This is a genomic window from Leucobacter sp. VD1 (genome assembly GCF_037150695.1).
GTDB lineage: Bacteria > Actinomycetota > Actinomycetes > Actinomycetales > Microbacteriaceae > Leucobacter.
In genome coordinates, this window is the sequence record NZ_JBBCPO010000002.1 from 164,168 (window position 1) to 184,348 (window position 20,181).

Sequence of the window (20,181 nt, forward strand, 5' to 3'; positions counted from 1 at the left end):
TCGGAGGTCAGTCGACCGTCTCGATCGTCATCCAGTTTTCGAAGCAGTGGTTCGCAGCGAGCGACGTGACGCCGATCGTTGCCCGGCCGCCGAGGCCGTTCTCCTCGCCGAACACATCGCGGAAGAGATCCGTGGCGCCGCACGACACCAGGTTCACGTCGACGAAGTCAGGTGCAGCGACGACGAAGTTCAGCGAGTTGACGAGGCACTTCACGCGATCGAGCGAGCCGAGCGCGAGACGCATCGTGCCGAGGCAGTTCAGCGCGGTCTGGCGGGCTTCGGCGTAGCCCTGCTCGACGGTGACCTCGGCACCGAGCTTGCCTGCGTGGGTCGGCTGGCCATTGTGGCCCACGATGTCGGCGACGTGACCCGAGAGGAACAGCAGGTTCCCCGTCTTGTGGAACGCCTTCATCGTGCCGTAGTAGGTGCCGTGGTATCCGCCGTTGCTGTAGTCGGGGATCTCCAGGCCGAGCTCCGCCACGCGCGCTTCGTATGAGACAGACACTATATTTCTCCTTCTTCTCGTCATTGAGGCGTCGGGACAATCAGGACTATTGGTCTGACCGAATGACCGACTGTCCATGACGTTATCTGAGACGCGCAGAAAGGGGAAGACCCACGGCAAGATTTTTCTAGACCGTGATCAAGTCGTCACACACCACCCCGCCAGAATGATCCCGAGCTTGGTGCCCTGAAGACCCGCCGAGTGGCGGATTTTGCGGGTGGCGGGGGCAAAAATGCCGAGAAATTCGCCTCTCGGCGAGGGTCGAACGGTGGCAAAAGGCAGGATGCAGGAGGCAGGCGCGCAAGCACCACCCGCCCCTGCACGCAGAAGAGGGGCTCCGCGATGGCATCGCGGAGCCCCTCTGAGGCAGTCAAACGGTCGACTACTGCGGCAACAGCCCCAGATCATCGAGGCCGATCGCGTAGCGGTACTCGTAACCTGCCGCCTCGATACGCTCCTTGGCAGGCGCCTGGCGATCCACCACCACTGCCACCGCAGCGATCTCGGCACCCACCTTCTGCAGCGCCTCGATGGCTTTCAGCGGCGAGCCACCCGTGGTGGAGGTATCTTCAACCACCACGACCCGCTTGCCCGCGAGGTCAGGCCCCTCAACCTGGCGGCCACGACCGTGATCCTTCGGCTCCTTGCGCACCACGAAGGAGTCGTACACCTTGCCGCGCGCAACGCCCTGGTGCATGATCGCGGAGGCGATCGGGTCGGCACCCATCGTGAGGCCGCCCACCGCCACCACGCCGTCGATGTCGTCGATGAGGTCGAGCATCACCTGGCCGATGAGCGGAGCCGCACGATGGTCGAGGCTCAGCTTGCGCAGATCGATGTAATAGGTGGCCTTCTTGCCGCTCGTGAGCGTGAAGTCGCCGTGAAACACGGCCTCGTTCGTAATGAGGTCGATGAGCTGTTCGCGCGCAGTCGTCATAGCCTCGATTCTACGCGCCCCCCGCCCCGTTTCTGGCGACGGGAGACGCGCTGCGGCGCGTAGGATCGTCTCGCATCACCCCGCAGATCACCACCCCGTCGCCGACGACCGGGCCGGGCCAGCACCCCGGCGCCGCACTTGCCGCGCCGAGTGGGAGTTCTCCACCCCGACACGAAAGCCGGCGAGCCATGCACGACTCCCCCGCAGCACTGCCAACCCCAGCAGCACTGCCAGCCTCCTCAGCCGAGCGCCGAGCGCACGGCAAGCAGCAGCGCCGCAGCCTCCCGCGGCGCTCGCTCGCAACGCTCGGCAGTGCACCGCGCGATCCGCTCGCGATTATCGACGCGCAGAATGCCACCCGACTCCCCGAACTCATCCCCCTGCGCACCGAACGCATGAGCGCAAGCCCGTTCGCGTTCTACCGCGGCACCGCGGCGATCATGGCCGCCGACCTCGCAGACGAACCGCACACCGGCATTCTCGTGCCGTCGTGCGGCGACGCCCACGTGGCGAACTTCGGTTTCTACGCTTCTCCGCAGCGCACGCTCGTCTTCGATCTCAACGACTTCGACGAGGCCGCGTGGGCGCCGTGGGAGTGGGATCTCAAACGGCTCATCGCGAGCATCGTCATCGCCGGTGCGAGCAGCGGTCGCGCGGCGGAGGTCGTGAGAGACGCCGCGGTCACCGCAACTCGTTCGTATGCGCTGGCGATGCGCACCGCCGCGAAGGCCTCGCCGCTGCGGCGCTACTACGCGCACTTCGAAGCCTCGGCAGGCACCGGTGAGATGCATCCAGAGTCCCGGCGGGTGCTCGACCGCGCCATCGCGCAGGCGAAGAAGCGCACGGGCGAGCGCGCCTCACGCAAGCTCACCAAAGCCGACGAGCACGGCAGGCTGCGTTTCATCGAGCAGCCGCCAACGATGCGCGCCCTCGAACCCGCGCGCCAGGCACTCCAGGCGGAATACCTCGAACGCTACCTTCACAGCGCCAGCGCAGACATCCGACTGCAGCTTCGCCACTACACCGCGGTCGATGCGATCCGGCGTGTTGTGGGTGTGGGCAGCGTGGGCACGCGCTGCGCGCTCTCGCTCTTCCAAGACGGCGACGGCAACACCCTCATTCTGCAGTCGAAGCAGGCCGGGCAGAGCGTGCTCGCAGAGTACGGCGGCATTGCGCAGCCCGCCGAACTCGCCGAACTCACCGCAGAGCAGGGCGAGGGCGGGCGGGTCGTTGCGATGCAGCGGATTCTGCAGGCCCTGAGCGATCCGTTCCTCGGCTCGCTGCGCCACGCGAGCGAGGAGTTCGGTGAGGTGGATCTCTACGTTCGCCAGTTCCACGACATGAAGGGCGGTATCGAGATCGAGGAGGTCGAAGATGAGCCCTTCGTCACCTACTCGCGTGCCTGCGCTGTGACCCTCGCGAGAGCGCACGCGCAGTCACCGCGCGCGGCGGAAGTGAGCGGGTATCTCGGTGACGGTTCCAAGGTCGGTGAAGCGCTGCACCAGTGGGGTCTCGCCTACGCCGATCGTTCGCTGGCCGACTACACAGCCTTCATCGCACGCGCTGAGGAGTGAGCCGCGGGCGAGCCGCAGACCCAGCCTGATGCCCTAGGTTCGGAGAGGAGGGGGAATGATGACATCACCGCAGGCCGATGCGTCGCAGAACATCGCGGCGCTGACCGCACTGTTCGAACCCGGCCCCGTGGCCGTGCTCACTGGCGCGGGCATCAGCACGGATTCGGGCATTCCCGACTACCGCGGTGCTGGTACGCCGCCGCGCACGCCGATGAGCATTGCGCAGTTCATGAACGATGAGGCCTACCGGCGGCGGTTCTGGGCGGGCGCGCGAATCGGCTCCCTGCGGTCGCGCGGTGTCGCGCCCAATGCCGGCCACTTCGCCCTCGCGAGATTGGAGGCGGCGGGCCGCATCGGCGGGGTCATCACGCAGAACGTCGACGGTCTGCACCGCCGCGCCGGCTCTCGCACCGTTGTCGAGCTGCACGGCAACGGCAGTGTGATTCGCTGCCTGCGGTGCGGCAGCCGGTGGAGTCGCGAAGAGGTGCTGGGCTGGTTCGACGAACTCAACCCCGGTTTCGTCGACAGCCAAGGGGCTGCCGAGCTGGCCCCGGACGGTGACGCGCGGGTCTCGGGCGCTGATGGGGTGGTCGTTCCGTCGTGCCCGGGGCGCGGGGCACCCTGCGGCGGGCTGCTGCGCCCCGACGTGGTCTATTTCGGCGAGACCGTGCCGCCTGAGGTGTTCGCCTCAGCCGAGGCGCTGCTGGCCGAAGCCGAAGCCCTGATGCTCGTGGGCACGTCGCTCGCCGTGAACACGGGCCTGCGGCTGGTGCATCGCGCCGAACGGCGCGGCATCCCCGTTGCGGTGATCAATCGCGGCCCCACCTCGATTGATGATCGAGATGCTGTGCGGGTGCGGATCGAGGGAGGCACGAGCGAAACACTCACCGCCCTCGCCGCGGCACTCGGCGCGGCGGATCCGCACCCCGCAGCCGGTCTACCAAGCTCACCGCGCGGCGACGGCCGCTGACCCGCGCGGCCTCACACCGCGCGGGTCATCCGCGACTACTGCACGCTCTCCAGGAAGTTGCGCGTGCGCTGCCGCTGCGGATTGTCAAGCACCTCCTGCGGCGGGCCCGCCTCGACGACGACACCGCCGTCCATGAAGACAACCTGATCCGCCACGCCACGAGCGAAGCCGATCTCGTGCGTGACCACGATCATCGTCATGCCCTCCCGCGCCAACTCACGCATCACATCGAGCACATCACCGACGAGTTCGGGGTCGAGTGCCGAGGTGGGCTCGTCGAAGAGCATCAGCTTCGGTTCCATGGCGAGCGCACGAGCAATCGCGATCCGCTGCTGCTGACCACCGGAAAGCTGCGCGGGATAGTGACCCGCGAAATCTGCGAGGCCGACCCGATCGAGCAGTTCCAGCGCGCGGCTCTTCGCCATCGCACGCGGGCGACCGGCGACGCCGACAGGCGCCTCCATGATGTTCTCCAGCGCGGTCATGTGCGGGAACAGGTTGAAGCGCTGGAACACCATCCCGATGCCCTGCCGCTGCTTCGCGATCTGCCGCGGGCTCATCTCGTGGGTCTTGTGGCCCGCCTGCCGGTAGCCGATGAGCTCGCCATCGACGATGATCCGCCCTCCGTCGATGGTTTCGAGGTGGTTCACGCAGCGCAGCAGCGTCGACTTACCCGAACCCGACGGGCCGAGGAGCACCGTCACCGTGCCGGCCGGCACGGAGAGGGAGATGTCTCGCAGCACCTCGTGCGCTCCGAAGCTCTTGCGTACCCGGCGAATCTGAACGAGGGCCTCGGAGTGCCGCGCCTCGGGCTCGGCAACGGTCTGGGTCATGCTCATGTTCATGCTCCGATCACCTCGACGGCGTTCGTGGGAGGTGCGGGCGCGGGGCCCGGCTTGCGGCTCTGCAACGCCTTGCGCAGACGCTGGATGGGGGTGGGCGGCAGGTTGCGGGTGCTGCCGCGCCCGAAGCGACGCTCGAGGTAGTACTGCGGCACGGAGAGCACGCTCGTCATGAACAGGTACCAAATGCTCACCACGATGAGCAGCTCGACCTGCTTGAGGTTGGTCGAGGAGATCACGGAGGCCTGAGTGTAGAGCTCCATCACCGCGATCACCGAGAGCAGCGAGGTGTTCTTGAGCATTGAGATGAGCTCGTTGCCCATCGGCGGAATGATGACCCGCATCGCCTGCGGCAGCAGCACCCGGCGGAAGGTGTACAGCGGCGACATGCCGAGCGAGTACGCGGCCTCCCGCTGCCCCTCGTCAACCGACATCATGCCGGCGCGCACGATCTCCGATGAGTACGCGGCCTGGTTGAGCGTGAGCGCGAGCAAGCCGGCCACGAAGGGGGTGACGAGGGCGTTCGTGTCCATCGACCCGAAGACGACATCGGTGAGCGGGATGCCCAGGCGGATCTGGTCGAAGAGCAGACCGAGGTAGCCCCAGAGCACGATCTGCACCAGCACCGGCGTACCGCGGAAAGCCCACACGTAGAACCAGGCGACGCTGAGCAGCACCGGGTTCGAGGAGAGCCGCATGGCCGCGATGACGATGGCGAGGATCGTCGACACCGCCATCGAGATGACGGTGATGAGGATCGTCAGCCAGACTCCCTCGAGGATGCGGGGGTCGAAGAGGAAGAGGCCGACGGTCGCGAAATCGAGGTTGGGGTTCGTTGCGATGACGCTCACGAACCAGGCGAGGAGGGCGAGCACGACGACCGCGCTGATCCAGCGCCAGGGGCGTCGCAGCGGGATCGCTTCGACGTCGTCGTCGGTGGCGAAGCCGGGGTCGGTCTCGGCTGCACCGCGGGGCAGGGTGGCTGAGGTCATGATGCTGCCTTGCCCTGGTTGACCTCGGCCGTCTCGACGGCGTAGGCACCGATGTTGTTGCGGTCGAGCACCTGCTGGTAGGTGCCCTCCTCGATGAGCGCCTGCAACGCTGCGCGCACGGCCTCGATGAGCTCGGTGTCGCCCTTGAGGATGCCGATGCCGCTGTAGACCGGGTTGAAGCCGGCGGGGTTCTCGGGGTCGCGCACGATCTCGAAGGCGTTCCCGTCGTCGGTGGTTGCGACGACGTACTCGGCAACGACGGCGTCGGCGGTGTACGCCTGGCTCTTGCCCGCGCGGAGCGCGGTCTGCGCGTCAAGGTCGGAGGGAAGTTCCATCACGTTGATGCCGCAGTCCATGGCGCGCAGCAGATCGCCTTGCACCGTGGCCTTCTGCACTGACACGGTGAGACCGCAGAGGTCGCGCTGGGTGGTGATCCCCTCGGGGTTGCCCTTCTTCACGGCGATGGCGAAGCCGCCGTGGGTGTAGTCGACGAAGCTCAGGGTCTCCTGGCGCTCGGGGGTGTCGTTCATGCCCGACATAATGATGTCGTTCTTGCCCGCCTGCAGCGACGGGATCACCGAGTCGAAGGCCTGCTTGTTCAGCGACACGTCGATGCCGAGCTTCTGGCCGATGAGGCGGCCGAGCTCGGGGTCGAATCCGATGGCGCGGTTCGAATCGTCGTACATCGCCATCGGGGGGAAGGGGATGTCGACGGCGACATCGATGCGCCCCTTCTTGACGATGTCATCGGGCAGCAGCTCGGTGAGCGCAGCGTCGGTTGTGGTGGTGATCTCGTCGCCGGCGGGCAGGCTGTCGCTGCTGCCCGATGCTTCGGCGCCTGAGGTGGCGGCGTTCGAGCAGCCGGTGACGGCCAGGGTGAGTGCGGCGGCAGCCGCGAGCAGGGTGAGAGATGTCTTCTTCATGGGGTTCCTTCGTCGTTGGAGGAGGTTCAAGGTTGGTGAGGCGGATCGCCCGGCCCCGGCCTTAGTCGAGTTCACCGAGCAGCGGCTCGTGCAGGCGCAGCAGGTCGTCGTAGGTTTCACGGCGGGTGACGAGGCGGGCCTCGCCGTCGCGCACGAACACGATGGCCGGCTTGAGCGCTCCGTTGTAGTTGTTGGCAAGGGTGTAGTTGTAGGCGCCGGTGCCCGGCATGACGACGAGGTCGCCGGGGCGGGCGGGCGGCATCGGGGCGCCGTCGATGAACAGGTCGCCGGATTCGCACTGGCGACCGACGAGCTGCACGGTTTCGGTCCACGGTTCGTCGATGCGGTCGGCGAGCAGGGCCTCGTAGCGCTGCTCGGTGAGCGCGATGTCGAGGTTGTCTGCGAGGCCGCCGTCGATTGCCACGAAGATTTCGCCGGTGTGCTTTACGGTGACCACCCGGTACAGGGTGACGCCGGCACGGGCGACGACGGAGCGGCCCGGCTCGATCATGATGCGGGCGTCGGCCGGCAGGTTCTCGCGGGCGGCTGCCACGATCGCGTCGAGGTATTCGTCAACGCTGGGGGGCGTTTCGTCGTAGGTGTACTGCACGCCGAGGCCGCCGCCGACGTCGTAGGTGCCGAAGGTGCCGACTGTCGAGATGTTCGCGACCGCTTCGGCGAACTGCCTGGTGTTGAGAATCTGCGAGCCGATGTGCAGGTGCACGCCTTCGAAGTGCATGAGGGGGTGCGCCTGCATGCGGGCGATGGCGCGCTTGGCCTGGTCCATGGGCAGGCCGAACTTCGACTTCGCACCGCCCGTGGCCTGGGAGGCGTGGGTTTCAGCTTCGACGCCGGGGATCACGCGGAGCAGCAGCGCCTGCGGCCGTTCGAGCAGCCGTTCGAGGCGGTCAATTTCGTCGTCGTTGTCAACGATGATCGCTCCAACGCCGGCGTCGAGGGCCATGCGCAGTTCGGCGTCGGTTTTCGCGTTGCCGTGAAAGTGCAGCTTCTCGGGCCGCACGCCGGCCGCGAGCGCGAGCTGCAGTTCGCCGCCGCCGGCGACGTCGACGGAGAGGCCTTCTTCGTGGGCGATCCGGTACATGCCGGGCACCGGCAGCGACTTCGAGGCGAAGAGCACTTCCGAGTTGGGCCAGCGCTCGGCGAGACCGTCGATGAAGCGGCGGATCTGGCGGCGCAGACCGGTCTCGTCCATGATGTGCAGCGGGGTGCCGTAGGTTTCGGCGAGTTCAGTGACGCCGACACCGCCGATGGCGAGTTCTCCGCCGCGGGGGCCTTCGATGCGCGCGGATTCCTCGGGGAGGATGTTCCAGAGTTCGCCGAGCCTGGTGCCCTCGGGGGCGGTGCGGGCAAGGTGCTGTGCGTGGGTCACTGGATCTCCGTTCACGTCGTTGTCTCCCCCACTTTAGGCACCGAAACGCGCCAAGTTTTTGTACTTTTCTTATATATTTGGGGCATGACGCCACCGATTTCCACAGACATGTCCGTCGGGGCGCTGCGCCTCGACGCGCTCGTCGCTGAACTCGGCCCGCAGACGGCAACGCTGCTCGGTGCCGCGCCAGGAGCCCGCACCGTGCGCACCACCGAGTTTCACGACGTGCTCGAAGACCTCCCCGATGAGCCTGACACGCTGCTGCTCGTGCCCTCCGCCGCGCCGGCAGCCGGCCCCGAGTTCACAGCCCTCACCAACACCGCCGCGCAACTCGGCTACGCGGCGATCGCACTGAAGTGCCGCGACGCCGACACCGGCACCATCTCAGCGGCCTCCGCCGCCGCCGGGATCCCCATCATTCGCGTTGGCGAGCGGATCAGCTGGCGCCTCTTCGACGCGCTCCTCGCGCAACTGCTCGGCGAGCATCGTTCCAGCGAAGATACGCACCGCGACCGCGGCGCAGAACCCCTGTTCGCCCTCACCAACGAGCTGGCCGAGTTCTTCGGGGGATCCGTCGCGATCGAAGACCTCGGCCGTCGCATCATCGCCTACTCTTCGGTGCCCGGCCAGCTCATCGACCGCCTCCGCACCCAGGGCATCCTCACCAGAAAAGTGCCCGACTCCCCCTTCAACGACGATCAGTATCGCACCGTGCTCCGTTCAGAGGTGCCGATCAAGTACCCACGGCTCGAAGATGAGGAGCCGCGCGTCGCCTTCGCGATCCACGCCGGCACCCTGCCCCTCGGCACCATCTGGGCCATCGATGCCAGCGGCCTGCCGCAGCTCACTGCCGATCAAGAAGAACGCATGCGCTCGGCCGCAGCGCTGGCCGCCTCGCACATGCTCGACGATCTGCGCGTGCGCCGGGCCACGCAGCAGCCCCGCGAAGACCGCCTGCGCACCCTGCTCGACGGAAATGACGTCGGTGGCTCCGAGTTCGCAGAACTCGGCATCTCCGAAGAGCACGGCGCCGTGCTCCTCGCTTTCTCCCCCGAACGGCGCGAGCACTCGCCGCTGCCGGCGCAGCTGCGCTCGCTGGTGCAGCGGCACCTCGCACTGCAGCGGCCCGAAGCGGTCACCGCGATGCGGGGCGGCCGCGTCTACGCCCTCGTCGAGCACGCCGGTTCACGCTCGCCGCGCGACCTCGTCGAGCCCGTGCTGCCGGTCATCGACCGCCTGCTCGGGCCCGGCGTGCGGGTCGCCCTGCCGGGGGTCGCAGCCCGCCCGGGCGATGTGGCACAGCTCAGAGATCTTGCGACGCGCCTCTTCGACGTCGCGCCAGCAAGCACCGCGGCTCAGACAGGCTCGGCAGGCAGTCCGGTGGGCCCCGACGAACGCCTGCTCACCGTCGAAGCGTTGCGGCCCGCCCTCGTCTTCGACCGCGCCGCAGCGCTCTTCGCCGAAGCCCCCGAACTGCGCTCACCCGCGATCGAGCAGCTGATCGATGCCGACCCGCTCGTGGCCGAGACGCTCATCGCCTGGTGCGGTGCCTTCGGCAATGTGGCGCGCACCGCCCGCGAACTCGGTATCCACGAGAACACCGTGCGCTACCGCCTCAAACGCGCCGACGAGCACTACGGGGTCGACCTGTACGACCCCGACACGCTGCTGGCGGCCTGGCTGCAACTGCGCAGCGGATCCGGATCCGCCCTCAGCTGAGCATCGCAACGGGCCGCCGTGCCGGCCGCGCAGCGAGGCACGACGAGCGCTGCGTCACTCCCCGCGCGAAACGCGGGTCATCTCCTCGCGAGACACCACCTTGATGCGGGTGCGCCCCACCTGCTCTCCGAGACCGAGCTCGTGCTCGTCGAGCCGGTGCCAGCCCTCGATCGTGGTGTAGGGCACCTCGCGCGCGTGCAGCAGCTCGGGGATCGTCTCGGCCTCGGGCGCCTCGGGCTGCCACCAGCTCGCACGATCTTCGAGCAGGCACTCGAGGGTCTCCATCGCGTCGCTCTTGGTGTGACCGATGAGACCGACCGGGCCGCGCTTGATCCAGCCCGTCGCATAGACGCCGGGGATCTGCCCGCCCTCAAGATCGTGCACGCGACCCTGCACGTTCGGGATCACACCCTTCGCATCATCGAAGGGGATCTCGTCGAGCGGCGAACCGAAGTAGCCGACGGCGCGGTACAGCGACTGCATGGGGATGATCTCGAACTCGCCGGTGCCGATCGCACCACCCTGACCGTCGGGTGCGGTGCGCTCGATCTTGAGCCCCGCCACGCGGCCGTCTTCGACGACCACCTCGACGGGCTTCGACCAGAAGTGCAGGTGCAGACGGCGCGACGAGGGTGCGATTTCGCCGGCCTCACGCTGCCGCTGCTCGGCCCGCCACTTGTCCATGATGCGGGTCATCACCACGACCTGCTTGTTCTTCGCAAGCGTCTCGTCGGCGTAGGCGTCGTCGCGGTCGAAGTCGCGCTCGTCCACCACCATGTCGACGTCGCGCACCTCGCCCAGCTCGCGCAGCTCCAGCGGCGTGAACTTCACGTACTTCGGGCCGCGGCGGCCGAAAAGGTGCAGCTCCTCGATGGGGTTCTGCTTGAGCCCGGCGTAGACGTTGTCGGGAATCTCAGTGGGCAGCAGATCATCGGCGTGCTTGATCAGCATGCGCGAGATATCGAGGGCCACGTTGCCGTTGCCGATCACACCCACCTGGCGGGCTTCGAGCGGCCAGGTGCGGGGCACATCGGGGTGCCCGTCGAACCAGCTCACGAAGTCTGCGGCGCCGTAGGAGCCTGCAGCGTCGATGCCGGGAATGTCGAGTGAGACATCGCGGATCGCGCCCGTGGCGAAGATCACGGCGTTGTAGTGCCGCTTGAGGTCTGCGAGCGTGATGTCGGTGCCGTAGCGCACATTGCCGAAGTAGCGGATCGCGCCGCTGTCGAGCACCTCGCGCAGCGCCGTGATGATGCCTTTGATGCGGGGATGGTCGGGAGAGACGCCGTAGCGCACGAGACCGTACGGGGCCGGCAGCTGCTCGAACAGGTCGATCTCGACCTCGAAATCGCGCTCCGCCTTCAGCAGCAGATCAGCCGCGTAGATGCCCGCCGGGCCCGCTCCGACAATCGCCAGTCGCATCTTGCTCATTCTCAGCCTTCCCTGTTCACGATCGAATCCGCCATGCGCTCGAGTGCGCGCCGCACCGACGATTTCGGCAGCACTTCAAGCATCGCCTTCGCGTCCTCAGCCCAGCGGTGCGCCGTGGCCTCGGTTTCACGGGTCACCTCGTGCGCGCGCAACTCTTCGACCTCGGGATCGAGCAGCCCAGGATCGGCACCCTCGCTGATCGCCTCGACGCCGGCTTCGATACGGCCCAGCAGCTCCGCATCGGCGGCATCGCCGGCGGCGGCTCGCTGCTGCAGCAGCAGCGTGGGCAGCGTGGCTACGCCCGCCCGCAGATCGGTGCCGGCGCGCTTGCCCGTCTGTTCTTTCTTCGGGGAGAGGTCGATCACGTCGTCGATCAGCTGGAAGGCCACGCCGATGCGCTCGCCGTACTCCATCACCGGGTCGGCGTACTCGGCCGGGGCACCACCGAACATGACGCCCATGCGGGCGGCCGTCGCGATCAGCGCGCCTGTCTTGTCTGCGAGCACCTGAATGTAGTGCGCGATCGGCTCTTCGCCCTCCTGCGGGCCCACGGTCTCGTGCAGCTGCCCCAGGCACAGACGCTCGAAGGTGCGGGCCTGCAGCAGGATCGCCTCCTCGCCCATGCCCGACACCAGCGTTGAGGCGCGCGCGAAGAGCAGGTCGCCGGCGAGGATCGCCACCGAGTTCGACCACACCGTCTGCGCCGCGGGCACGCCCCGGCGCAGCTTCGCATCGTCCATCACATCGTCGTGGTACAGCGAGGCGAGGTGCGTCATCTCGATCGCCTGCGCGGCGCGGCGCACCTGCTCATTCGGGCCGTCGCCAAGCTCACTCGTGAGCAGCGTCAGCATGGGGCGGATCCGCTTCCCCCCGGCCTCCATCAGATACCGGGCGGGTGCATCAGCCACCGGCGACGCGAAGCGCAGGTGCTCGGTCAGCTCGGCCTCAATGAGTTCGAGCTGCTGCTGCAACTGCTTCGCGTGGCGGCGATCCTGCCCGCCGTGGAACAGGCGCATGGGCAACGCCTGGGTCGCCGTGTCTTCGGCCATGGAACGGCTCACTGGCTGGCTCCGCCCTTTGAGGTGTCGGTCGAGTGATCGGTCGCGCCCTTCGACACGAAGCCGCGGTGCAGCGCAACGATGCCGAAGGTGAGATTGCGGTAGGCGACGCGCTCAAGCCCGGCGCCGCGCATCCACCGGCACAGCTCGGCTTGATCAGGCCACGCCTCGATCGAATCGTTGAGGTAGCGATAGGCTTCGGCGGCTTCGCGGTTGATGAGGCCGGCAACGCGCGGCAGCACGTGGCGGCCGTAGAGCTGGTAGGGGCGGCGGATCAGCGCCGACGGTGGCTCCGAGAACTCGGCGATGACCACACGGCCGCCCGGCTTCACTACGCGCCGCATCTCAGCGAGCGCCTTGCGCGGATCGCTCACATTGCGCAGACCGTAGGAGATGGTGGCCGCGTCGAAGGTGTCGTCTTCGAAGGGCAGCTGCGTGGCATCGGCCCACACGAAGTCGATGAGGTCATTGCCCGCGTGGCGCTTGCGCCCCTCCGCGAGCATGCCCTCCGAGAAGTCGGCGGCGGTGACGTGCGCGCCGTGCGCGGCGAGCGCCGCCGAGGAGGTGCCGGTGCCTGCGGCGAGGTCGAGGATGCGCATGCCCTTGCGGGGAGCAACCGCTCGCGTCGTGGCGATGCGCCAGAGTCTGTCGTTGCCGACGGTGAGCACATCGTTGATCAGATCGTAGCGAGGGGACACCTCGTCGAACATGGCTGAAACATCGGCCGCATGCTTGGTCTCGGTGTCGGGTCGGGTCACCCCCCTATGCTATCCGTTCATTCCTCGGAGCCTCCCAGGCCCACGAAGCGGCATCGCCCAGGCCGAGCCGGTAGATTGGTGAGGGTGACGAGCGAACCTGAGGTGCCCCGGCTGCGCGCAGTGACGCGAAGTCTTGAACGGCTCCCCGACCTGCTCTCACTGCCAGACCCGCAGCGGCCCATGCTCTGGCATCGCGACGACCGCGGCAGCGTCGGCCTCGGCGAAACGCTGCGACTCAGCTTCCGCGGCCCCAACCGCTTCCGCGATGCCGCAGAGCAGTGGCGCCGCATCGCAGCAGTGGCCGAGATCGATGATCCGGTGCGCCTGCCGGGTACAGGCCTCGTCGCACTCGGCACCTTCGCCTTCGACGATCACAGCGCCGCCGAAAGCGTGCTCATCGTGCCGCGCCTCATGATCGCCAGGCACCGCGACGCCGCGTGGATCACCGAGATCTCACTCACCTCAGAAGCCTCGACACCTGCCGCGACGCCCGAGGTGCCAGAGGTGCCAGAGGTGCCAGCCGCGGCAGCCCCCGGCCCGTGGCCGGGCACCGTCTTCGCACCGCGCGTGCTCCCCTCGCGCGCCGACCGTGACGCCGGCCGCGACTCGATCGACGCCTACATCGCTGGTGTGCGCGAAGCCGTCGACCGCATCACGAACGGCGAGGTCGAGAAGATCGTGCTCGCCCGCCAAATCGAAGGGCGGGTGCCGGCAGGCGCCGACTTGCGGGTGCCGCTGCGGCGGCTCGCCGAACACTACCTCGACTGCTGGACCTTCGCGGTCGACGGCCTGGTGGGTGCCAGCCCGGAAACTCTGATCCGCTCAACCGGCGGTGCCGTGTCGGCGCGCGTGCTCGCAGGCACCCGCGCGCGCCACCACGACGATCCGCAGCGCGACGCCCGCGCCCGTGCGCAGCTGCTCACCAGCGCGAAGGAGCAGCACGAGCACGCCTTCGCGGTGCAGAGCGTGGTCACGGCACTGTCACCGCATGTGCGCGAGCTGCGCACGAGCGAGGAAGCATTCCCGCTGCGCCTGCCGAACGTCTGGCATCTCGCGACCGACCTCGGTGCGACCCTCGACGAACGCAGCTCAGCCATCGAACTCGTGGGCGCCCTGCACCCCACCGCCGCGGTGGCGGGCACCCCCACTGCCGCGGCCGTCGAGGCGATCGCCGAGCTCGAACCCTTCGATAGAGGGCGCTATTCGGGGGCCGTCGGCTGGATCGACGCGGCCGGCGACGGCGAATGGGTGATCGCGCTGCGCTGCGCCCAGCTCTCAGAGCCCGCCATAGACGGGTCGCTGACGGTGGTGGCGAGCGCCGGCGGCGGCATCCTCGCCGGCTCCGATCCGCAGCACGAACTCACCGAGACCGTCGCGAAACTGAGCCCCATCACCGAAGCTTTCGCCGAGTAGTCGGCACCGCCCTGCGGCGCCGCGCCGCGTCAGCTGGGCCAGCGCATGTCGGCGGTGCGGGCAAGGCGGGCCCGCTCGGATGCGACATCGAAGTCGGCCTGCGGCCACCGCGGGTCGATCCGCTGCAGCTCGGAGATCACAATGCGCTGCACGGCAGCCCGCGCATACCACTTCGCGTTCGCCGGCACTACGTACCAGGGCGCCTGTTCGGTCGCGGTGCGCTCAATCGCTATGCCGAAGGCGTCCATGTACTCAGGCCAGAGCTCGCGCTCGTCGATGTCGCCCGCGTTGTACTTCCAGTGCTTCTCCGGGTCATCGAGGCGGGACTGCAGGCGCGCAGCTTGCTCCTCAGGCGAAATGTGCAGCATGATCTTCACGATCCGCACCCCGTCAGCGACAAGCCCCCGCTCGAAATCGACGATCGCCCCGTAGCGCCGTTCGATCTCTTCCGGCGGCGCGAAGCCACGCACGCGCTGAATCAGCACATCCTCGTAGTGCGAACGGTCGAACACGCCGATCAGTCCAGGCCCCGGCACACGCGGCGCGATCCGCCACAAAAAATCGTGAGCGCGCTCCTCCTCAGTGGGTGCCTTGAACGCGGCGAGCGCAAGCCCGTACGGCTCGACCAGGCTGAACACGTGATTCACAATGCCACCCTTGCCCGCAGCGTCCATCGCTTGCAGCACCACGAGCAGCCGATCACGCGCACCGAGCCGGCTCTGCGCGAACAGCTTCTCCTGCAGCCCGCGCAACTCCTGCGCCGAACGGGCCAGCTCGGCGATACCGTCTTGTTTGCGTGCCTCAGTGCCCGGCGTCGCATCGGGATCCACCCTGCGCAAATCGAAATCGGGCCCCACCCGCAGCAGCCGCGTCACATCATCGGTCCAGAATTCGTCGGCCATGCCGTCCCCCTCCGTCGGTGTGCCCTCCACTGTATGCCCGCTTCGCGGATCCGCACCTGCACCGCGAGCGCTGCGTCACCGACCAACCGCTGCACAGCGCAGCACAGCCCGCCGGGCTACGGCGCGAGCGGGATCTCGACGAGGCTCGGCCCCGTCACCGGCTCCGTGAGCAACTTCTGGATCTCACCCCGGGTCTCCACACGCCGATACTCCCAGCCGTAAGCCCGAGCGAGCGACGCAAGATCGGCTTGCTGCGGCGTGCGCATCACCCTGCTGAACAGCTCGGGATCGGCGGATCCGGCAACTTCCAGCCCATCGAAGATCGTCCCGCCGCCGTCATTGCCCACGAACAGCTGCATGCGCGGGGCAGGCTCACCCTCGGGCAGCAACAGAGAACCGGCGTCGTGCAGCAGCGCAAGGTCGCCGATGATGACGCGCGTCGTGCCCGCAGCCTTCGCCGGGTCGGGGTCGCCCTGGCTCGCTGCGGCGACGCCGAGCGCCGTCGCGACCGTGCCGTCAATGCCGGCCAGGCCGCGATTCGCGTGCACGGCCACCCTGCGGGCCGGGGCGAGGCCATCGAGCACGCGCACCAGGCGCGAAGCGGCAAGCACCAGCCGGTCATGCGGCCAGGTGGCCCGCCACACGCTCTCCACCAGCAGCTCGCGCGAAATCGGCTCGCGCATCACGGCAACCTCGGTGCGGGCGTAGGCGTTGCGCTCCTTGTAGCCCGTGGCGAGCGCCGCTTCGAGGTCGGGTTCGTGCACGGTGCTGCGCTCGCGCAGTAGCTCCCTGTCGGCGGTCACCCAGGCACCGAGCCAGCGACGCAGCGCGCGCGGCTCGTGGTCTGCGGCGACGCGGGCGGATCGCACCACGCGGGCTGCGCGCGACGGGTCGTAATGCTCGGCGCGGGGGTGCGGATCGACGACGACCACCTCGACATCGTCACGGCGCAACAGGGCCGGTACGGCACGGGTGAGCGTGGGGTGACCGAACACGATCGCCTGCTCCACAAGCTCCCCGAGAGGCGGGCCATCGGCGCGCTGCGCCGTGAGCAGGGCAGCGTAGCCCGCAATCGCCTCGCGGCCGAAGCGGGCGCCGCTCACCACCTCGGCAAGCAGCGGCAGCCCCGCGGCGTGCGCGAAAGCCTCGGCTTCGAGGCCCGCGCCCTCCCCCGCGATCACCACGGCGAGGGCGTCACCCCGGTGCAGGTACGGATCGGGATCGGCGGCGGGATCCGCCACCTGCAACGCCGCACGCTCCTCAGCAGCGGCCTCGAACCCGCGGGCGATCATGCCGTCGAAGCCCTGCGTTCCCGACAGCGGCTCGCGGAAGGCAATGTTGAGCTGCACCGGGCCAGCCGGCGCAGCACCCGGCGCCCCGAGCGCGGCCTGCAGCACGACCCGGGCGAGCGACCCAGGATCGCGATCAGCGCCCCGCACGAGATCGCCGTCATCACCGAAACTCGGAGCCGGCACATCGAGCGACAGCCTGGCAACAGGGCCGAAGAACCCCGCCTGCCGCGTGGTCTGATTGCTGCGCATCCCGCGCAGCTCATCGGGGCGATCCGCAGTCATCAGCAGCAGCGGCACCCGTGCCTCGTGAGCCTCAAGCACCGCCGGCGCCAGATTGGCAACCGCCGTGCCGCTCGTCACGATCACCGGGGCCGGCATCCCTGTTTCACGTGCAACGCCCAGCGCGAAAAACGCCGCCGAGCGTTCATCGAGGCGCACATGCAGCCTGATCGCGCCGACCTGTTCGGCAGCAGCCGCAGCGAGAGCAAGGGCCTGCGAGCGCGATCCCGGGCACACCACAACATCGCTCACACCGCGCCGGATCAGCTCACCGAGCAGCTCAACCGCGAACACCGAGGCCGCAGCGAGGCCGCCGTTCTGATTAGAGCTGTGCGACGCGTCGGTCACTTCTGGGCCGTGTCGTCGTCGGGCCCGGGCTGCTCCTCGCCCCGCGCTTCACCCTCGGAGGCAGGCCGCTCATCTTCACCGGGAAACGTCTCGGCATCGAGATCGCGCAACCGCTGCTCAAGATCGCGCATATGCGAATCGAGATCAGCCGAAGACATCCGAGTGCCCGTGAATCGCGGATCGTCGTCTGGCGGCGTGGGCCGCTGCGCAGGGGGCGCTCCCTTGCCGATCATGAACCAGAGCACACCACCGATCACCGGCAGCAACACCACCAACACCACCCACACCGGCTTCGACACGCCCCGCGCACGCGATCCGTCAGTCATCGCCGCATCGACAAGCGCATACAGCGTGAACGCCACGGCAATGACGATTCCGATAATCACGAATCGCACCATACACCCATGCTACCGACCCCGACTGTGCCGAACGTGACCGCTGAGCATCTCGGTTGCGGCGGTGCAGCAGACGGCTACTCTGCTGCTGCACGTGCAGATGGCGGATCGCGGGGCGCAGCCGGGGCCCGCGAACACGGCCTGTCAGGGTTCCGGCCCCCGGAGTTCGGCGTCGGCTCAGCATGCCTCGCTACACTCGTGCCCGTGAAGAACCCCCGCTCCGCCTGGATCACCTACACCGCACTGCGTCTGCTCTTCTTCGCAGTGCCGTTCGCCCTCCTCTACGTACTGGGGCTCTCGCTGCAGTTCTCGATGATGGTGTCCGCGCTCATCGCGGCGGTGCTGGCGGCGCTCATCAGCGTGTCCCTGTCGGTGCTGCTGCTCTCGAAATCGCGCGAGACCGCGTCGGAGAGCATCTACGAGTGGCGCAACCGCGACCGCACAGCCGACGACATCATCGAAGACGACGCGATGGATGCGGCGGAGGCGGCGGAGGTCGCTGGCGCGGCGGCATCGGGTGAAGCTGCCTCGGCCGAGCCGAGGCGCGAGGCCGACGCGGACCCCGCACACTCCGACCGCCCCTGAGCGCGCGGCGGCCACCGGGTACGGCCGCGGCCGAGTCGGCCACCGGGCGGAGATCGTAGAGCGGCTGAGGCCGGCGGCAGTGTCGGTGGTGCGCAGTAGCGTGGACGTGTGACTGAGACGAGCACGCCGCAACAGCAGCCCCGGTGGAGCCTGCTGGGTCGCGGCAGCGACGGCGCGGTGAGCGTCGTCGACGTGCGCGCCGACGGCAGCCGAGGCGAGCCCGTGCGCCTCGCAGCCGAAGCTCTGCCGCCGTTCGTCGCCGAGCGGGAGTGCGGCAGCACAGCCACGCGCTGGGTGTGGAGCGACGCGCCGAGCTGGTATCCGCAGCTGCTTGCCGCCGGCGTGCGCGTGGAGCGCTGCCACGATCTGCGGCTCTCTCACACGATTCTGCGGCAGAGCGAACTGGTCAGCGACCGCGCAGCGCTGCTCGCGGCTCACGAGTGGAACGCCGCACCAGGCATCGACGCCGATACTCCCTCCGACGAATCGACGCTCTTCGAGCTCGACGCGGGCGGCACTGGGCCGCCGACGGTGCCGCACGACCCGGAGTCAGCAAGTGCAGAGTTCGAACGGCAGCTCGCCGCGATCTCATCATCCTCTGACCCGAACCGTATTCGGCTGCTGCTCGCCGCAGAGTCGGCCGGCGCGCTCGTGGCCGTCGAGATGCGCAGCGCCGGCGTGCCCTGGGATGCCGCCGAGCACGACCGCTTGCTGAGCGAAGCACTCGGGCCGCGACCCGTCGCCGGCGCCAAGCCCGCGCGCATGGTGGCGCTCGCCGATGAGGTGAGGGCAGCACTCGGCGATCCGGCGGCGAGCCTCGACTCACCGCCCAAACTGCTGAGCGCGCTGCGACGGGCAGGCATCGACGTCGCGTCGACGTCACGCTGGGAGCTGATGGAGAGCGAGCACCCGGCGATCGAACCGCTGCTGCGATACAAAAAGCTCTCCCGGCTACTCACTGCCAACGGCTGGGCCTGGATCGATGAGTGGGTGCGCGACGGCAGATACCGGCCGGTCTACGTGCCCGGCGGTGTGGTCACCGGCCGCTGGGCGTCGAGCGGCGGGGGTGCTCTGCAATTGCCCCGCGCCCTGCGCCCCTCGCTGCGCGCCGATCCCGGATGGATGCTGGTAACTGCCGATGTCGCGCAGCTCGAACCGCGCGTGCTGGCAGCCATGTCGGGCGACCGGGCGATGGCGGCGGCGGGATCGGGCAAGGATCTCTACTCCGGCATCGTCGAGAGCGGTATTGTCGCGAGCCGGCAAGAGGCCAAGATCGCCGTGCTCGGTGCCATGTACGGCGCGACCACTGGCGACAGCGGCAGGCTGGTGCCACGGCTGCGACGCAGCTTCCCCGCTGCGATGCGACTCGTGGATCGCGCCGCCGAGATCGGCGAGCAGGGCGGCGTCGTTTCGACCTGGCTCGGCCGATCTTCGCCGCCGCCAGGCCCCCACTGGGCCGAGCTGCAGGCGCTCGCGAGCCTGCCCTCGGCCACGCCGCGCGACGAGGCGCGGGCCCGCCGCACTGCGCGCGACTTCGGGCGGTTCACCCGCAACTTCGTGGTGCAGGGCACGGCTGCAGAGTGGGCGCTCGCCTGGCTCGCTGAACTGCGGCTGCGGCTCGCGGCCATGCCCGCCGTCGACGGTGTGCCGCCCGCGCCCGCGTCGGGCCCCGTCTTCGAACACCGCCCGCACCTCGTGTTCTTTCTGCACGACGAAGTGATCGTGCACACTCCGGTTGCGCAGGCCGACGCCGTCGCTGAGGCAGTGCAGGCCTCGGCCGAGGCCGCGGGGCGGCTGCTCTTCGGTGCAGCTCCCGTCGACTTTCCGCTCGACGTGCGAGTGGCCGAGCGGGCCGCGAAGGAGTGACC

The 20,181-nt window shown here is 68.5% G+C and carries 18 protein-coding genes; 6 read left to right on the forward strand and 12 right to left on the reverse strand.

The window, feature by feature from the left end:
* Positions 1-7: 7 nt before the first annotated feature.
* Together WFL22_RS06110 and pyrE are read right to left on the reverse strand one after the other, a co-directional pair.
* A complete protein-coding gene (locus WFL22_RS06110; protein WP_336652940.1) occupies positions 8-505 on the reverse strand; it encodes a RidA family protein in 498 nt (165 codons plus the stop codon).
* 382 nt (positions 506-887) lie between these two features.
* Entirely contained in the window at positions 888-1,442 is a 555-nt protein-coding gene (pyrE, locus tag WFL22_RS06115; protein ID WP_336652941.1) for an orotate phosphoribosyltransferase, read from the reverse strand.
* Between the two features lie 188 nt (positions 1,443-1,630).
* Between pyrE and WFL22_RS06120 the strand changes: the two genes are divergently transcribed.
* Both WFL22_RS06120 and WFL22_RS06125 read left to right on the forward strand, forming a co-directional pair.
* Entirely contained in the window at positions 1,631-3,016 is a 1,386-nt protein-coding gene (locus WFL22_RS06120; protein WP_336991914.1) for a DUF2252 domain-containing protein, read from the forward strand.
* 58 nt (positions 3,017-3,074) lie between these two features.
* On the forward strand, positions 3,075-3,986 hold the full coding sequence (locus WFL22_RS06125; protein WP_336991916.1) for a Sir2 family NAD-dependent protein deacetylase: 912 nt from the start codon (positions 3,075-3,077) through the stop codon (positions 3,984-3,986).
* A gap of 35 nt (positions 3,987-4,021) precedes the next feature.
* Here WFL22_RS06125 and WFL22_RS06130 read toward each other — a convergent pair whose 3' ends face one another.
* From WFL22_RS06130 to lysA, 4 genes are all read right to left on the reverse strand, one after another.
* Positions 4,022-4,825 carry an amino acid ABC transporter ATP-binding protein gene (locus tag WFL22_RS06130; RefSeq protein WP_336991917.1) on the reverse strand — a complete coding sequence of 268 codons (804 nt, stop codon included), beginning with the start codon at positions 4,823-4,825 and terminating at the stop codon, positions 4,022-4,024.
* 2 nt (positions 4,826-4,827) lie between these two features.
* Positions 4,828-5,820 (reverse strand): amino acid ABC transporter permease, encoded by a 993-nt coding sequence (locus tag WFL22_RS06135; protein WP_336991918.1) that lies wholly within the window; start codon positions 5,818-5,820, stop codon positions 4,828-4,830.
* Positions 5,817-6,743 carry an ABC transporter substrate-binding protein gene (locus WFL22_RS06140; RefSeq protein ID WP_336652945.1) on the reverse strand — a complete coding sequence of 309 codons (927 nt, stop codon included), beginning with the start codon at positions 6,741-6,743 and terminating at the stop codon, positions 5,817-5,819. Before WFL22_RS06140 ends, WFL22_RS06135 begins: the two co-directional genes overlap by 4 nt.
* A 61-nt stretch (positions 6,744-6,804) precedes the next feature.
* A complete protein-coding gene (gene lysA, locus WFL22_RS06145; RefSeq protein ID WP_336991919.1) occupies positions 6,805-8,133 on the reverse strand; it encodes a diaminopimelate decarboxylase in 1,329 nt (442 codons plus the stop codon).
* Between the two features lie 84 nt (positions 8,134-8,217).
* Here lysA and WFL22_RS06150 point away from each other — a divergent pair, with 84 nt between their 5' ends.
* Complete coding sequence (locus WFL22_RS06150) at positions 8,218-9,852, forward strand: PucR family transcriptional regulator (protein WP_336991920.1); 1,635 nt, start codon at positions 8,218-8,220, stop codon at positions 9,850-9,852.
* A 54-nt stretch (positions 9,853-9,906) separates the two neighbouring features.
* On the opposite strand, the gene WFL22_RS06155 is transcribed toward WFL22_RS06150, so the two are convergent.
* From WFL22_RS06155 to WFL22_RS06165, 3 genes are read right to left on the reverse strand one after another with little or no spacing between them, the layout of a single operon-like run.
* Positions 9,907-11,283: an FAD-dependent oxidoreductase gene (locus WFL22_RS06155; RefSeq protein WP_336652948.1), complete on the reverse strand. Its 1,377-nt coding sequence runs from the start codon at positions 11,281-11,283 to the stop codon at positions 9,907-9,909.
* 2 nt (positions 11,284-11,285) lie between these two features.
* On the reverse strand, positions 11,286-12,332 hold the full coding sequence (locus tag WFL22_RS06160) for a polyprenyl synthetase family protein (protein ID WP_336991921.1): 1,047 nt from the start codon (positions 12,330-12,332) through the stop codon (positions 11,286-11,288).
* Between the two features lie 8 nt (positions 12,333-12,340).
* The gene (locus tag WFL22_RS06165) at positions 12,341-13,099 is read right to left on the reverse strand and encodes a class I SAM-dependent methyltransferase (protein WP_336652950.1); all 759 of its coding nucleotides are present in this window, start codon (positions 13,097-13,099) and stop codon (positions 12,341-12,343) included.
* Positions 13,100-13,183: 84 nt separating this feature from the next.
* Here WFL22_RS06165 and WFL22_RS06170 point away from each other — a divergent pair, with 84 nt between their 5' ends.
* On the forward strand, positions 13,184-14,512 hold the full coding sequence (locus tag WFL22_RS06170; protein ID WP_336991923.1) for an isochorismate synthase: 1,329 nt from the start codon (positions 13,184-13,186) through the stop codon (positions 14,510-14,512).
* A gap of 29 nt (positions 14,513-14,541) precedes the next feature.
* On the opposite strand, the gene WFL22_RS06175 is transcribed toward WFL22_RS06170, so the two are convergent.
* The 3 genes from WFL22_RS06175 to WFL22_RS06185 form a co-directional block, all read right to left on the reverse strand.
* Positions 14,542-15,414, reverse strand: coding sequence for a PPK2 family polyphosphate kinase (locus tag WFL22_RS06175; RefSeq protein ID WP_336652952.1), 873 nt, complete (start codon positions 15,412-15,414; stop codon positions 14,542-14,544).
* 116 nt (positions 15,415-15,530) lie between these two features.
* Positions 15,531-17,333, reverse strand: coding sequence for a 2-succinyl-5-enolpyruvyl-6-hydroxy-3-cyclohexene-1-carboxylic-acid synthase (gene menD, locus WFL22_RS06180; RefSeq protein ID WP_336991924.1), 1,803 nt, complete (start codon positions 17,331-17,333; stop codon positions 15,531-15,533).
* On the reverse strand, positions 17,330-17,731 hold the full coding sequence (locus WFL22_RS06185; protein WP_336991926.1) for a PLDc N-terminal domain-containing protein: 402 nt from the start codon (positions 17,729-17,731) through the stop codon (positions 17,330-17,332). Before WFL22_RS06185 ends, menD begins: the two co-directional genes overlap by 4 nt.
* Positions 17,732-17,737: 6 nt before the next feature.
* Here WFL22_RS06185 and WFL22_RS06190 point away from each other — a divergent pair, with 6 nt between their 5' ends.
* Together WFL22_RS06190 and WFL22_RS06195 are read left to right on the forward strand one after the other, a co-directional pair.
* Positions 17,738-18,313 (forward strand): DUF4229 domain-containing protein, encoded by a 576-nt coding sequence (locus WFL22_RS06190; RefSeq protein ID WP_336991928.1) that lies wholly within the window; start codon positions 17,738-17,740, stop codon positions 18,311-18,313.
* 108 nt (positions 18,314-18,421) lie between these two features.
* Positions 18,422-20,179 carry a bifunctional 3'-5' exonuclease/DNA polymerase gene (locus WFL22_RS06195; RefSeq protein ID WP_336991929.1) on the forward strand — a complete coding sequence of 586 codons (1,758 nt, stop codon included), beginning with the start codon at positions 18,422-18,424 and terminating at the stop codon, positions 20,177-20,179.
* The last annotated feature ends 2 nt before the right edge of the window (positions 20,180-20,181 follow it).